The sequence below is a fragment of the Amphibacillus sp. Q70 genome (genome assembly GCF_052055485.1).
Taxonomy (GTDB): domain Bacteria; phylum Bacillota; class Bacilli; order Bacillales; family Amphibacillaceae; genus Amphibacillus.
This window is the reverse complement of sequence record NZ_CP197171.1, coordinates 2,631,475-2,645,621: the sequence shown is the minus strand read 5'-3', so window position 1 is coordinate 2,645,621 and position 14,147 is coordinate 2,631,475. Positions and strand designations below refer to the sequence as shown.

Annotated in this window: 13 protein-coding genes and 1 other annotated feature; all 13 genes read right to left on the bottom strand. The window is 37.6% G+C overall.

Annotated features, from left to right (window positions below):
* Positions 1-11: 11 nt before the first annotated feature.
* The 13 genes from ACS127_RS11725 to ACS127_RS11665 all read right to left on the bottom strand — a co-directional run bounded on the left by ACS127_RS11725 (position 12) and on the right by ACS127_RS11665 (position 14,125).
* Positions 12-1,289 carry a dihydroorotase gene (locus ACS127_RS11725; RefSeq protein ID WP_440895228.1) on the bottom strand — a complete coding sequence of 426 codons (1,278 nt, stop codon included), beginning with the start codon at positions 1,287-1,289 and terminating at the stop codon, positions 12-14.
* On the bottom strand, positions 1,249-2,184 hold the full coding sequence (locus ACS127_RS11720; protein ID WP_440895227.1) for an aspartate carbamoyltransferase catalytic subunit: 936 nt from the start codon (positions 2,182-2,184) through the stop codon (positions 1,249-1,251). The genes ACS127_RS11725 and ACS127_RS11720 overlap by 41 nt, the downstream gene beginning before the upstream one ends.
* Positions 2,185-2,371: 187 nt before the next feature.
* A complete protein-coding gene (locus ACS127_RS11715) occupies positions 2,372-3,739 on the bottom strand; it encodes a solute carrier family 23 protein (RefSeq protein ID WP_440895226.1) in 1,368 nt (455 codons plus the stop codon).
* A gap of 165 nt (positions 3,740-3,904) precedes the next feature.
* A complete protein-coding gene (pyrR, locus tag ACS127_RS11710) occupies positions 3,905-4,447 on the bottom strand; it encodes a bifunctional pyr operon transcriptional regulator/uracil phosphoribosyltransferase PyrR (protein ID WP_440895225.1) in 543 nt (180 codons plus the stop codon).
* Positions 4,448-4,842: 395 nt separating this feature from the next.
* Positions 4,843-5,757 (bottom strand): RluA family pseudouridine synthase, encoded by a 915-nt coding sequence (locus ACS127_RS11705; protein WP_440895224.1) that lies wholly within the window; start codon positions 5,755-5,757, stop codon positions 4,843-4,845.
* Positions 5,750-6,220, bottom strand: a complete 471-nt coding sequence (gene lspA / locus ACS127_RS11700; protein WP_440895223.1) for a signal peptidase II — start codon at positions 6,218-6,220, stop codon at positions 5,750-5,752. Before lspA ends, ACS127_RS11705 begins: the two co-directional genes overlap by 8 nt.
* A gap of 612 nt (positions 6,221-6,832) precedes the next feature.
* Positions 6,833-7,756, bottom strand: a complete 924-nt coding sequence (locus ACS127_RS11695; RefSeq protein WP_440895222.1) for a VanW family protein — start codon at positions 7,754-7,756, stop codon at positions 6,833-6,835.
* Positions 7,757-8,106: 350 nt separating this feature from the next.
* Complete coding sequence (gene ileS / locus ACS127_RS11690) at positions 8,107-10,857, bottom strand: isoleucine--tRNA ligase (protein ID WP_440895221.1); 2,751 nt, start codon at positions 10,855-10,857, stop codon at positions 8,107-8,109.
* Between the two features lie 118 nt (positions 10,858-10,975).
* Positions 10,976-11,203, bottom strand: a binding site (T-box leader).
* 147 nt (positions 11,204-11,350) lie between these two features.
* The gene (locus ACS127_RS11685; RefSeq protein ID WP_440895220.1) at positions 11,351-11,848 is read right to left on the bottom strand and encodes a DivIVA domain-containing protein; all 498 of its coding nucleotides are present in this window, start codon (positions 11,846-11,848) and stop codon (positions 11,351-11,353) included.
* Positions 11,849-11,930: 82 nt separating this feature from the next.
* Positions 11,931-12,713, bottom strand: coding sequence for an RNA-binding protein (locus tag ACS127_RS11680; protein ID WP_440895219.1), 783 nt, complete (start codon positions 12,711-12,713; stop codon positions 11,931-11,933).
* Between the two features lie 11 nt (positions 12,714-12,724).
* Positions 12,725-12,988, bottom strand: a complete 264-nt coding sequence (locus ACS127_RS11675; protein ID WP_440895218.1) for a YggT family protein — start codon at positions 12,986-12,988, stop codon at positions 12,725-12,727.
* A 4-nt stretch (positions 12,989-12,992) separates the two neighbouring features.
* Positions 12,993-13,433 (bottom strand): cell division protein SepF, encoded by a 441-nt coding sequence (locus tag ACS127_RS11670; RefSeq protein ID WP_440898126.1) that lies wholly within the window; start codon positions 13,431-13,433, stop codon positions 12,993-12,995.
* A gap of 11 nt (positions 13,434-13,444) precedes the next feature.
* Positions 13,445-14,125 (bottom strand): YggS family pyridoxal phosphate-dependent enzyme, encoded by a 681-nt coding sequence (locus tag ACS127_RS11665; protein WP_440895217.1) that lies wholly within the window; start codon positions 14,123-14,125, stop codon positions 13,445-13,447.
* Positions 14,126-14,147: the final 22 nt, after the last annotated feature.

The window sequence follows — 14,147 nt, the reverse complement described above, 5'->3', positions numbered from 1 at the left end:
CGATCCTATTTTTACATCTCTTGATATACGACTTGACCAGCAACCATTGTTAAAACAGGTTTTCCACTGACATCCCAATTAGAAAAGGGTGTGTTTCTCCCTTTAGACTTAAATGTTTCTGGATCAATTGACCATTGATCTGTTAAATCCAACAGGACAAGATCTGCATCAGCACCTGTCTCAATAACTCCCTTTGCTAAGCCAAAAACAGCAGCAGGTTTTTTACTCATCCAATCGATCAGTTGTTCAAGTGTACACTTACCCTTTTCAACCAGATGCGTATGGAGTAGGGCAAAAGCTGTTTCTAAACCAACAATCCCAAATGGCGCTTGTTCAAGTGGCTGTGATTTTTCGAGTGCAGTGTGCGGTGCATGATCTGTTGCAATAAAATCAATCGTTCCATCCAGCAAGCCTTCCCACAGGGCAACTTGATCTTCTTTTGCCCGTAAAGGTGGATTCATTTTAAAGTTCGTGTCTTTCGCTTTAATGGCTGTTTCATTTAATAAGAGATGATGTGGTGTGACTTCTGCCGTCACATGAATGCCCGCCCGTTTGGCGTCACGGATAACCCTGACAGATTCTTTCGTACTGACATGGCAAACATGATAATGACAACCTGTTGCCTCAGCCAGCAAGACATCACGAGCAATTTGAACAGACTCACAAATTGAAGGAATTCCATTTACACCTAGTCGCTCACTGACCTCTCCTTGATGGACACTTCCATTATGAATCAATGAATTATCTTCACAATGAGCAACTATCGCCTTGTTTAACTGTTTTGCTGCTTGCATCGCTTTAAGCATGTCATTTGCTGATTGAATACCCACACCATCGTCTGTAAAAGCAAAAGCACCCTTGTCAGCCAAACTTTTAAAATCAACGAGTTCCTTACCTTGTAAGCCTTTTGTCATTGAACCATATGGCAGCACATTAACTAATGCTGTTTGCTTTATTTTTTGAACTAAATGACTAAGATTTATTTCATCATCTGGTACCGGATGTGTATTAGGCATTGCACAAATCGTTGTGTAACCCCCACGTGCGGCAGCTTCTGTTCCCGTCAAAATGGTTTCCTTCGCTTCACCGCCAGGCTCACGTAGATGAACATGGACATCTACAAAGCCAGGGGCAATTAGCTTTCCATGTGCTTCAATCACACGGTCACCTGATTTTTCACTAATATGCTTTGATATTTCAATTATTTTTCCCTGCTCAATCTTGAGATCAATTTTTTCTGATTCAATATTAGTCAACGTGTGCGAGCACTGTTTGATAATTGTCGCCATATTGTGGTTCCTCCTTATTTAATAGATGATCAAGTACAGCCATTCGAGCATAAACACCGTATTCCATCTGTTTGAAAATTCTTGACCGTTTGCACTCTACCAGTGAATCATCAATTTCCACACCACGATTGACAGGGGCAGGATGCATGATAATAGCCGTCTTTTTCATTCTTTTTTCTCGTTCAATGGTTAAACCGTATTTCTCCAAATAGTTATTGTCTTCTATTGGTTTGGGTTGATCATGTCGTTCTGATTGAATCCGTAGCAACATGACAACATCACTGGTTTCAATCGCATCATCCAACTCAACATAAGGAAAATCTAATCGTTGATCTTGCCACTCTGGTTTAGAAGCAAAAGAGACATTAGCACCTAAGGTTCGAAGAGCATAAGCATTGGAGCGCGCCACACGACTATGGACAATGTCACCAACAATAAGTATATTTAATCCCTTTAAATCGCCGAATTCTTTATACATGGTGTAAATATCTAACAGGCATTGCGTCGGATGTTCACCTGCACCATCTCCGGCATTAATAACTGGGATATCTAACTGCTCAGCAAGTTCCTGTACGGTATTATCTAAAGGATGACGAATAACAACCGCCTCCGCTCCGATTGATGCAACAGTCTTTGCCGTATCATAAACAGATTCACCTTTAAGTACACTCGAGTAATCGACCTGAAAATCTATTACTTCAAAGCCTAATTTTTTCTCGGCAACTTCAAAGCTCAATTTCGTTCGTGTACTTGGTTCATAGAATAAATTTGTAACAAAACGTTTTTTATCTGTTTCTGTTTTTGATAATCCATCATTCGCGAAACGATCTGTTTGTTTGATTAAATGGAGAATTTCTTCTGTTTGCATTGTTTTCATGGAGACAAAGTTATTCATTCATTTTCACCTCGTTAATTTAATTTGTTCTAGAAAATGTTCAAAAAGTCCGCTAAACATGACACATCGAATCTCTCAGTCTTTTTCACTTCCCATTTTGAACACGCACTTCTACTGCTTTTTACCAATCATTTAATTTTGCTTGTAAAAAAGACTAGCTCATTTAATATCGCTAGTCTGTAGACAACTATTCTGTCGTCTGATCTGTTTCAAACATATTTCCATTTCCATATCCAGCTTCTTTATCTGGTAAAACTAGGTTTAACACAACACCAATGATAGCTGCTAACGCCATTCCAGCAATTTCAAACTCCACTCCGAAGACGGTGAATTTAACTAATGCCCCACCAATCCCAAGCACTAAAATAACAGAAGCTACAATTAAATTTCGATTATTGCCTAAATCAACTTGATTATCGATCAACATTCTTAAACCACTAGAAGCGATAATACCAAACAATAGAATCGAAACACCGCCCATAACTGGTGTTGGAATCGACATGATGACATCTGAAATAATCCCAATAAAGCCAAACAAAATCGCTAGTACAGCAGCTCCACCGATAACAAACACACTAAAAATTCTTGTAATCGCTAAAACACCAATATTTTCACCATAAGTTGTATTTGGCGGTCCCCCTAAACATGAAGCAATCAACGTTGCAACACCATCCCCCAAAAGTGAACGATGTAAGCCTGGCTCTTTAATAAAATTACGTCCAACAACTTTAGATAGCACCATTTGATCGCCGATATGTTCAGCAATTGTAACTAATGCCACAGGGACCATAACTGCAACAATGCTCCAATTAAAGACAGCGAAAGGTGAGTAATGGACGAAAGGAATAACAAATTCCGGCATTACAAAAATCGCACTGAAAAACTCTCCTGCTGAGCTGGCACTAATAATCTGATTCCAACTCTCAGATATAGCTGTTGTATCAACAATACCTATAATAAGTGCATAAATATAACCTATAACGATGCCAATTAAAATAGGAATAAGTCCGAAAAATCCTCTGAAGAATAATGAACCAATTATTGTGACAATTAAGGTCACAATCGCTACTGAAAAGTGTTGTCCACTATAAACACCATCTACATTCATGGCCATATCAATCGCTGTTGGTGCTAATCCTAATCCAATAACAACAATAACTGGACCCACAACAATGGGTGGTAAAATTCTCATCAGCCAATCTAAACCAAAAGCACCGATTAAAAGAGCAAGTGTGCCATAAACCAAACCTGCCATAAAACTACCAATCATTGCTCCTGCCACTCCAGCATCAGTCATACCAATGGCCATGATTAGTGGTGTAATAAAGGCAAAGCTAGATCCTAGATAAGCAGGAATTTTCCCTTTTGTTATAAATAAATAAGCAATTGTACCCGATCCACTTGAAATAAGCGCAACAGAGGGTGATAATCCTGTTAAAAATGGTACAAGAACTGTTGAACCAAACATGGCGAATAAATGTTGTAAACTTAACATCAACCACTTTGTTTTTTTCGGTATATCTCCTACATCCATTACCATATCTAATCTTTTCATTTGACACTTCCTCCTCTTTCTATCTACTCAGATCTTACTTAAAACAAAAAGCCTCTTTGCAAAGTTGCAAAGAGGCTTTAAATCATGTGTAAGTACACACACGTATCCCTATACAACCTTGCAAGCCTCACGGGACTTGGTTTAAAGGTTTCTAAAAAAGTTTATTTATTTTTGGTAAATACTAACTAAATCTGTACCATCTGTTTCTTCTAGTGTCACAATGACAACCTCTGCTTGAGAAGTTGGTATATTCTTTCCAATAAAATCAGCTCGGATGGGTAATTCTCGATGACCGCGATCAACCAATACGGCTAATTGAATTTGAGCTGGACGACCCAAGTCAATCAAGGCATCCATAGCTGCGCGAACGGTTCGGCCTGTATATAGCACATCATCAACAAGAATGATTTTTTTTCCGTCAATATTTATTTGGAAATCGGCTGTATTCACTGTGGGTTCAGCTTGCTCTGTCACATGACTTAAATCATCACGATAAAGGGTAATATCGATATCCCCAATCGGGATGTCTACACCTTCAATCTGTCGGATTTTACGCTGGAGTCTTTTAGCCAAAGGCACACCACGTGTCTTGATTCCAACTAGAATAAGATCGTCTATTCCTTTATGATGTTCTAATATTTCATGGGCAATTCGAGTCAAAGCTCGATTAATTGCTGGTTGATCTAAGACAACAGCCTTCTGTTCCATTGTTATCCTCCTTAATCGAACATTAAAACTTAACTATTCAAGACTAGTTTTTTATTTCTTTAACAAAAAAAACCCTGTTCTCCACGTGAGAAAAGGGATTTGAATAGACGTATCTTAGAATAACTCAATTCACATTGATATACTGACTTCGACGTTCCCATCGGACAAGGAAAACCTAAGAGCGATACATCGCACGAAGTAAATGGATCTTTATTTTCGAGGGATGTGGGAAACTTAGTCGAAAGTCTTGTGAAATCAATTGTTTTTCTTAAATTTTACACTTTAAAATGGTTATACTTTCTTAAAGTGCAAACCATTCATTCCTTTTCAGTCTCACGGGACTGTATTTAAAGGTTATTTTATTCTCTATATTATTTCAGAAATTGTTACACAAGTCAATAAGTTTCTCGGGCTTTTGCTAAATATTTATTAAAACTTTCTGGCGGATCCACTTTAAAATGGAACCATTCTTTGGTACGTGGATGTTCAAAACCTAATTCTTGTGCATGAAGAGCTTGGCCATCTTCTTTAATTGTCTTTCTTTGACCGTATTTCGGGTCACCAACAATTGGAAATCCAATATATTTCATATGAACACGAATTTGATGTGTCCGTCCTGTTTCAAGCTCACATCTAACAAGGGTAAACTTTTGATTCACTCGTTCAATCACTTCAAAATGAGTCACTGCCTCTTTACCATTTGATACAACAGCCATGCTTTGGCGATCTTTCGGATTTCTCCCGATCGGTGCTTCAATTGTCCCATATTCGTGCGGGATAGCACCATGCACTAAAGCAAGATAAGAGCGTTTCACCTTTTTCTCTTGAAGTTGTTTGGCTAATTCCTGATGAGCTTGATCATTTTTAGCAACCATTAGCAAGCCACTTGTATCACGGTCGATTCGATGAATAATTCCAGGACGCAACTCACCATTTATCGTCGATAATTGTTGAGTATGAAATAACAAGCCATTAACTAATGTTTCTGAATAATGACCTATTGCTGGATGGACGACCATCCCTTTTCTCTTGTTAACAACCATAAGGTCTTCATCCTCATAAATAATATCAAGGGAGAGGTCTTCTGGTTCAATTTTAATCATTTCTGCCTCAGGCTCTTCCCAAATAACCTTTTGTCCTGTCTGGCAACGATGATTAGCCTTGACCTCTTTTCCATTCACCTTGACTAAACCAGATTTAATCCAATTTTGAATTTGAGCTCTCGATACGTCGGCTAACAAGGTGCTCATTAGCTTATCGATCCGTACATTTTCTTCGGTTGATTCAATCACATATTCATTATTATCCATTTCCTTTAGCGCCCTTTCCAAACTCATCTTTTAAAATGAAGATTCCAATAATAATCACACCCATAACTAGTGCAGAGTCGGCAACATTAAAAATTGGATAACTATAAGAACCAAAATAAACATCGATAAAATCGACAACTTCTTGATAAATCAAACGATCAATAAAATTACCAATGGCTCCACCTAAAATCAAACCTAAGCCAAATCCAAGCCATTTATTTGTCTTAGCATACTGTTTGATGTAATAGACAAGTACAACAATAACAATGACTGTAATAACATAGAAAAGTATCATCTGATCTGCTAAGATGCCCCAAGCAGCACCTGAATTTCGATGTGATGTTATGTATAAAAAATTCTCTATAATCGGGATGCTTTCTCTTATTTCCATGTTCGCTAAAACAAGCCATTTTGTCACTTGGTCAAGTAAAATAATAAGTAAGGCTAAAAGATAATAAACCATATATGTCCCCCATTTTACAACGTAATCACTATATTGCATTTTAGCACATTTCAAGTTATATCCTCAACTTTAGGGCACAAAAAAAATGAGTTCTTCTATCAACTAAGCATACATTATAGCTAGTGATGATTAACTCATTTGGGAGCTTACGTTCCGAAGAATCTTTGAGTCATTAATAATATAAAACGAAACTTCAATCAGTGGGAATTGGGTCCACAGGATGTAGGTCATGCAGATGTTTTCGGTGAGACGAGTAATCGCAAATGTCTTCGGTGGGGCGAGTCGGAAAGCTACGAAGCATTTGCATCGCAAGAATAAGTGTCTTACTTATTCTGAGCCCCAGTCCCAAATCCTTTCGATGGGGTGAGTAACCCGTTGTTGCCCCGAGTTCTACGGACGGTTATCTGTGATAAAACTTAAAGAACTTTAGCAAAGCTTCTTACTAGCTCCGATTGAAATGCTGGAAACAGCTGAAAGGCAATCGATTTAAGCCATTTTTAAAGATAATCAAATCGGCTGTAAAAGAAGCTAAGCTTGTTGTTAAGTAATGCACTACTGGATCCTGTGATAAAAACTGGATAGAGATATTAATCATCTCCTACAGCTTTAGTTTCAATCTTCTGTGTTGATTTCTTTCGGTATTTTTGTTGGTGCCTTTGGAACTGAGCGAGAATCATAATTAATGACGTCAGATGAATGAAGGGTGACTACGATCATTCCCCCATAACGCTTTGAACGGAGCAATATCGGCTGGTTATATTTGTTTTGAAAGCGAAAATCAGGACCATGCCAGCTTACCGTCGCGTCACGTCCAGGGGGAACGTACTCGACACGTCGGCTATGCGTATAGCGCTCGATAATCTCAAGTCCTGCACCATCAACAGCATTAAACAATGTTGATGACACTTGGCAGATTCCACCGCCAACCCCTTCTGACAATTCGCCTTTCACAATGACAGGAGCACGTTTATATCCCCTCTTTGCCGTTCGTTCCCCCACTACTTCGTTAAACGAAAATACTTCATTAGGAAAGATCACATAGTTGTCTAGGGCTTCTGCGGAAAGTTGAATATTGTGCGTGCGATTTTGATTATTCACATTAAAATAAGTAACATACTGGCCAATTTTTTGCACCCGAATATTGGCGAGCAATTCACTGTCTACCTTTGGATAAATGTCCAACACTGGCACTTCCAAAGTAGCAGAACTATGCCCGACAAAATAGGTATAAAACTGATTTTGAAATTCTTTTTTGTGCAATCTGTACCCTGATTGTCCTGATTCGATCTCTCCTTGTTCATTAATGACAGCATTTACAGGTTCAGTATAAACCTGTTGATCAAGTTCTTCAATGAACCGATCGAGCTTATCCACATCTATTATAGGAATCCCAGCAAGAAATAAAGAGAAGTTTTCACGATAAATGGTAGCAAGTGTTTCTCCTTGATGAGTGATGGTTAAAGGATCAGATATTTCAATAGGTTGGGCAGAGGGCAACCCCCATACAACAAGACAAGTGATTAAAAACGGCTTCATCAAGTGGCATACCTCCCGCTATAAGTATGAACAAAAGGAAAGATATTATGTACGTGCTCATCAATGAATACTGATACTTTTAACACGATCAACTTTAGAACCCATCAAAGCATGAAACCATTTTATTTGAAACACAAACAATAAGGCAATTACACTATCTCAATCTGAATCCATTGTATATTGGGTGTTAGGGATATAAGGAAAATCTTTATACTATAATTGGAAAATAGTCTTATAAAGATATGCTCTTGTCTATTTCTTTAGTGTAACCCTCTTTGTAAGCATTTTATTTTGTAATGTAAAAAGCTGTTGCACAGCTTTTTCTTACATTGTGCAACAGCTCTATATTTTTAATAATATTTTTCAACAATATCAGCGCATCGGGCACAAAGGTCTGGGTGCTGCTCGTTTTGACCAACTGTTTCGGAAATAATCCAACAACGGTCACATCTCTCTTTGTCATATTTTTCAACTTGAACATGGACATATTCGTAGCCACCTGATTGATCATTGACCTCAGGCACAAATTCAACCTTTGATACAATGAATAATTGATCAAGCCGATCCATCTCAGATAATAGAGCCTTTGTTTTTTCATCTTTTGGTGTAAGCGTAATTTTGGCTTCAAGTGATTTACCAATCACTTTATCACTTCTAGCTTCTTCAAGTGCTTTTAAGACATCGTGACGAACAGCTGCAAAGTGATCCCACTTCTCAATTAATGCCTGGCTGTTATTCAATTCACGTGGTGTCGGCATATCTGTTAATTGAACATATTTTTCTGATTCATGTGGGATATGACTCCATACCTCTTCAGCTGTATGTGTTAAAATGGGTGTCATTAATTTAACTAAGCTGATTAGTGTTTCATAATAAACCGTTTGAATCGAACGGCGTCGTTTACTATCCTCAGGCTCAATATAAAGAATATCTTTAGCAAAGTCTAGATAGAAAGCACTCAATTCTTGTGAGCAGAATTGATGTACTTGGTTATAAACAGTTGAAAAATCATAGTTATCATAAGCTTGTAGAACTTTATTAATCACTTGCTGTAACTTAACTAACATATAACGATCCAATTCTTCAAGTTGATCCTCTTCAACTTTATCCTTACGAGGATCAAAATCAGCTAAGTTTCCAAGTAAAAAGCGGAAAGTATTTCTGATTTTTCGATAACCTTCTCCGGTTTGTTTAAGAATTTCATCTGATACTCGTACATCTGCTTGATAATCAACAGAGGCAACCCAGAGTCTTAAAATATCTGCCCCATATTGGTTCATTATTTTGACTGGAGCAATGACATTTCCGATTGATTTACTCATCTTACGTCCTTGCCCATCTAAGGCAAAACCATGGCTGACAACAGCTCGATAAGGGGCTTTTCCTGTAACTGCGACTGCGGTTGAAAGCGATGAATTAAACCAACCACGATATTGATCTGAACCCTCTAAATAAAGATCAGCAGGTCGTCTTAATTGATCATGTTCTTCTAATACGCTTTGATGTGATGATCCTGAATCAAACCAAACATCCATGATATCCATTTCTTTAGTAAAGGTTCCATTCGGGCTATGCTCAGAGGTAAAACCATCTGGTAGTAAATCTTTTGTTTCCCATTCAAACCAGATATTAGAACCATGCTGGCGGAATAACTGAGCAACATGTTTGATCGTTTCATCAGTAATAATTGGTGTTTGATCCTCGCCATAAAACACTGGAATTGGGACACCCCAAACACGCTGTCTAGAGATACACCAGTCCCCACGGTCTTTTACCATATTGAACAGACGAGTCTCGCCCCATTTCGGCAACCAATTGACTCGATTGATTTCCGCTAAAATATCAGCTCGGAAATCTTTAATCGAGGCAAACCATTGATTCGTTGCTCGATAAATAACAGGTTTCTTCGTTCGCCAATCATGTGGGTATGAGTGTGTAATAAACGAGAGTGAAAGCAACGCTCCTTTCTCTTCTAGCAACTCAGTAATTGCTTTATTTGCTTTATCATAGAAAAGCCCTTCAAAACCAGGTGCTTCAGCTGTGAATACGCCTTTTTCATCTACTGGACATAAAACATCTAGGCCGTATGTTTGAGCAACATGATAGTCATCTTCACCATGACCTGGTGCCGTATGAACAAGTCCAGTCCCTCCATCAGTTGTGACGTGATCAGCTAAGATCACTAATGAATCACGATCATAGAATGGATGTTTAGCCACGAGTCGATCAGCTTCTGCTCCTTTAAAAGATTGGATAATACGATAATCTTCCCACTCAAGCTCTTCAGCAACTGTCTCAAGAAGATCTTCTGCGATAATTAATTTATCGCCATTTACCTCAACGACGACATAAGTTAAATCGGCATGAACAGCAATTGCCAAGTTAGCTGGAAGTGTCCAAGGGGTTGTTGTCCAAATCACAAATTTCTCATCGCCGGATAATAGTTCCCCACCTTCTTTCACATCAAAAGCTACATAAATAGAAGGTGAGCGTTTATCTTGGTATTCAATCTCAGCTTCTGCTAATGCAGATTCTGAAGACGGTGACCAATAAACAGGTTTTAACCCTTTATAGATATAACCTTTTTTCGCCATTTCACCAAAGACTTCAATTTGGGCCGCTTCATATTCCTTATTTAAAGTAATATAAGGTTGGTCCCAGTCGCCACGAACTCCTAATTGTTTAAATTGTGCCCGTTGATTATCCAACTGCTTTAGGGCATATTCGGCACATTTTTGCCGAAATTCTGCTGTTGTCATTTTTTTGCGGTTAACTTTTTTCTTTGCTAAAGCCGTCTCAATAGGTAAACCATGTGTATCCCAACCTGGTACATATGGTGCATGAAAACCAGACATCGATTTATATTTGACAATAAAATCTTTTAACACTTTATTTAATGCATGACCCATATGGATATCCCCATTTGCAAATGGGGGGCCATCGTGCAAGACATAAAGCGGTCGATCTTTGGTTCTTTCCTGTACCATTTGATAGAGATGGTCTTGCTCCCATCCTGCCTGCATCTTAGGCTCTTTGTTCGGTAAATTGCCCCTCATCGGGAAATCGGTTTTGGGCATCAGTAGTGTTTCTTTATAGTCCATTGTTTGTTCCTCCTTTAATTATTCCTCAAAAAACTTCCCAAGCGATAGCAGTAAAAACTTCTATCACCAGACATTGTTTGCCTTGCTTCAATATCAATAAAAAAAGTCCTCTTATCCCAAAAGGGACGAGAGAACTCGCGTTACCACCCTAGTTAGTTATATTCTAAAACATATAACTCACTCAAATCATCATAACGGGATGTTAACCGTCCAATTTTACTTACACTAGTGTTCAAAAAGGAAGCTTGAGAATGATCTTCAACTATCTTCTTATACTAGGCTCACACCATTTCCTAGCTCGCTAAAATAAGGTTAAATAGCTTACTCTTTCTCGCATTGCTGTTTATTTATTTTAATATATCAGTCACCATTCCACATGACTGCAACCCTATTTCCCACATTGGAGCAATCAAAACAACTGTTGTTAAATATAATCTATGTCTTATGAATTATATGTAATCATTGCGAATTCGTCAAGTTTAAACATTTAAGCTTATTCCGCCTGTTCAATTTCATCATCATCTTCTTCTAGTTGTAGAAGCTGATCCCAATCTTTATTCTCAACTAATTCAAGCTGGGCTTCAACAAGCATCTTTAAACGAGTCCGAAAAACCTTGCCTTGTTTCTTTAATTCTTCAACATCAATTTCAATGCGTCTTGATTTTTCCAAGGCTTCATTAATAATTCGATCCGCATTTTTTTCAGCTTCTCTAATGATTAATGTTGATTCTTTTGTTGCATTCCCTTTTAATTCTTCTGCTGTTTGCTGGGCAATTAAAATAGATTTATTTAGAGTTTCCTCAATATTAGTAAAATGACCCAACTTTTCTTGTAAATCCTCTACTTCACGTTTTAATTCCTTTTTTTCACGGATAACCAATTCAAAATCCTTAATCACTTGATCAAGAAAATCGTTTACTTCATCTTGGTCGTAGCCTCTTAAGCCCCTGGTAAACTCTTTATTATGAATATCTAACGGTGTCAATGGCACAATGGCCACCTCCTCAATCTTTTAATTGCTGTAGCTTTATTCGACATATTCAAGCAGTTTTCCTGCTAATCAAACAAAATTCTTAATTTTTTAATCGGGAATAATGAATCCGCCATTTTTGTTTCTTAGTTTGACCAATTATTTGGTTTAATCGACTTCTCCCTTTTCCCCGGCAAGACATGATATCTCCTGCTTCGATATGAAAAGCAGGATCTTCTACAATTTTAAAGTTAACTTTGACAAACCCTTTTTTAATGAGTTCAAGTGCTTGTGTTCTTGATAGATGATAAAAATGTTTAAGAACAACATCTAATCGAAGGGAGCTAACTGTTGTTTCATAATCTGACCAATCATCTACGATTGGGAGAGCTTGATTTAATGGTGTTTCTTTGAATTGAATATTTGCCTTTTTTATTGACGTAAAATGGGCAATAATGAAATCACTAATATCTGAGCTAACAATGATTTGAATGCTTCCAGTATCGGGATCGATAGCAAGATCTCCAAGTTTTTTGCGCATTAAACCAAGGGATAAAAAAGCGCCTAATACATCACGATGCTCAATATTCACAAATTTGACTGGATATGAGGCTGTTAAGATATCAATTGGAAATGCCTCATTTGTTACCGTTTCATAATAGGGAGCTAACAAGGCTTGCTTGCGTTCAGTTCCTTCAACTCCACCAAAAAAACTTAAAATAAATTGTTGATCTTGACCAATTATGCTTTGATAAATATATTGTTCCCGTGGATCTAAAAAATCACTGTATTTGGGCACATATTGACGTTCAACTTGTTCCCTCCAACTTAAAATCTGATCAATGAAAGATTGCTCATCTTTGCGGAAATGCTGATAAATGTCCATATGCTTATTAGCTACCTAAAAAATCCAAACAATACGACAAGACCACTTCGGGCAAATTGTAAAGTTATTAAGGCAACAAGACCTGAGATATCAATCATTCCAAGCGGAGGGATAATCTTCCGGAATGGGTCTAAATACGGTTTAACAATACTTGCTAGAAATTGTCCAATTGACGATTCACGGGCACCTGGAAACCAGGACATTAAAATATAGATAATAATCGCCCATTGATATAAGCTAACTAATCTAAAAACCAACTCTTCTACTAATCCCATCTATTTACCACCTTTGTTCCATTTCTTCATCTTCAATCATTTGAGTTATATTCCCTGTTATCTCAACATTATCAGGGGTACATAAAAAAGTATGTGGACCTAATTTTTGAATTTCACCTGATACGGCATAAACAGTACCACTAAGAAAATCAACAATTCGTTTGGCTTGTTGATGATCAACACGTTGTAAATTAATTACAACCGATCGGCGATTAACAACATGGTCAGCAATGTCTTGCGTTTCTTCATACGATCTTGGCTCAGATAAGACAACCTTGGCTTGAGCTTGTACCGATTTTAAGCTGACAATATTTTTATTTTCACCCTTTTTTTCATGCTTATCACTACGTCTCATCGTTTCTTCCGCTTCATCAGGCTGAATGTCTTCATAATATTCTTCGTCTTCAACTGAGAATAATGTTCGAAATTTATTCTTGATACTCATTTTAATCACCTTTACCCTTCTGTTTCGACTAGGCTAGAACCAATACGGATATGGGTTGCCCCTTCTTCTATTGCGATTTTATAATCATGACTCATCCCCATTGACAATCCTTGACATGGTGCATGCGGATATTTCTTTGCTTCAATATCATCTCGTAATTCTCGAAGTTTTCGAAACACTTGGCGTAAAACAACTTGATCTTCTGTATAGGGTGCCATCGTCATTAAACCCACAACTTCAATATTGGGATAGTCCTCTAATGATTCAATAAAGCTTCTGACCTCATCTGGCGCTATACCCTTCTTCGTTTGTTCTCCACTTACGTTGACTTGAACAAAGCAGGAAATTTTATGATTGGCTCGTTTATTTATTTCCTTTGCAATCGACAATCGATCTAATGCATGAAAATAATCTATTCTATCAACAATATTTTTCACTTTTCGTGATTGAAGATTACCAATAAAATGCCAAACAAGCTTTGCATCAGGACATGCTTCTTGCTTTTCTGATAAACCTTCTAGTCTATTTTCAGCAATATTTACAATTTCAGCATCGATAACTTCCTTTGTTCGTTCTATTGTAACATATTTTGTCACAGCAATCAGTGTTATTTCTTCAGGTGATCTGCCAACTTTTTGACAGCTTTTTTCAATCTCTTGTTTAATCTTTGCTATATTTCTTGCTATGGTCACAGTGTTCCCCCTTAATTTGAAC

Coding starts and splice junctions, on each gene's coding strand:
- ACS127_RS11705 (WP_440895224.1), bottom strand. CDS start 5,757: ATGGATAATAATGAATATGTGATTGAATCAACCGAAGAAAATGTACGG.
- ACS127_RS11720 (WP_440895227.1), bottom strand. CDS start 2,184: ATGAATAACTTTGTCTCCATGAAAACAATGCAAACAGAAGAAATTCTC.
- ACS127_RS11715 (WP_440895226.1), bottom strand. CDS start 3,739: ATGAAAAGATTAGATATGGTAATGGATGTAGGAGATATACCGAAAAAA.
- ACS127_RS11725 (WP_440895228.1), bottom strand. CDS start 1,289: ATGGCGACAATTATCAAACAGTGCTCGCACACGTTGACTAATATTGAA.
- pyrR (WP_440895225.1), bottom strand. CDS start 4,447: ATGGAACAGAAGGCTGTTGTCTTAGATCAACCAGCAATTAATCGAGCT.
- lspA (WP_440895223.1), bottom strand. CDS start 6,220: ATGGTTTATTATCTTTTAGCCTTACTTATTATTTTACTTGACCAAGTG.
- ACS127_RS11675 (WP_440895218.1), bottom strand. CDS start 12,988: ATGGGATTAGTAGAAGAGTTGGTTTTTAGATTAGTTAGCTTATATCAA.
- ACS127_RS11680 (WP_440895219.1), bottom strand. CDS start 12,713: ATGGACATTTATCAGCATTTCCGCAAAGATGAGCAATCTTTCATTGAT.
- ACS127_RS11670 (WP_440898126.1), bottom strand. CDS start 13,433: ATGAGTATCAAGAATAAATTTCGAACATTATTCTCAGTTGAAGACGAA.
- ileS (WP_440895221.1), bottom strand. CDS start 10,857: ATGGACTATAAAGAAACACTACTGATGCCCAAAACCGATTTCCCGATG.
- ACS127_RS11695 (WP_440895222.1), bottom strand. CDS start 7,756: ATGAAGCCGTTTTTAATCACTTGTCTTGTTGTATGGGGGTTGCCCTCT.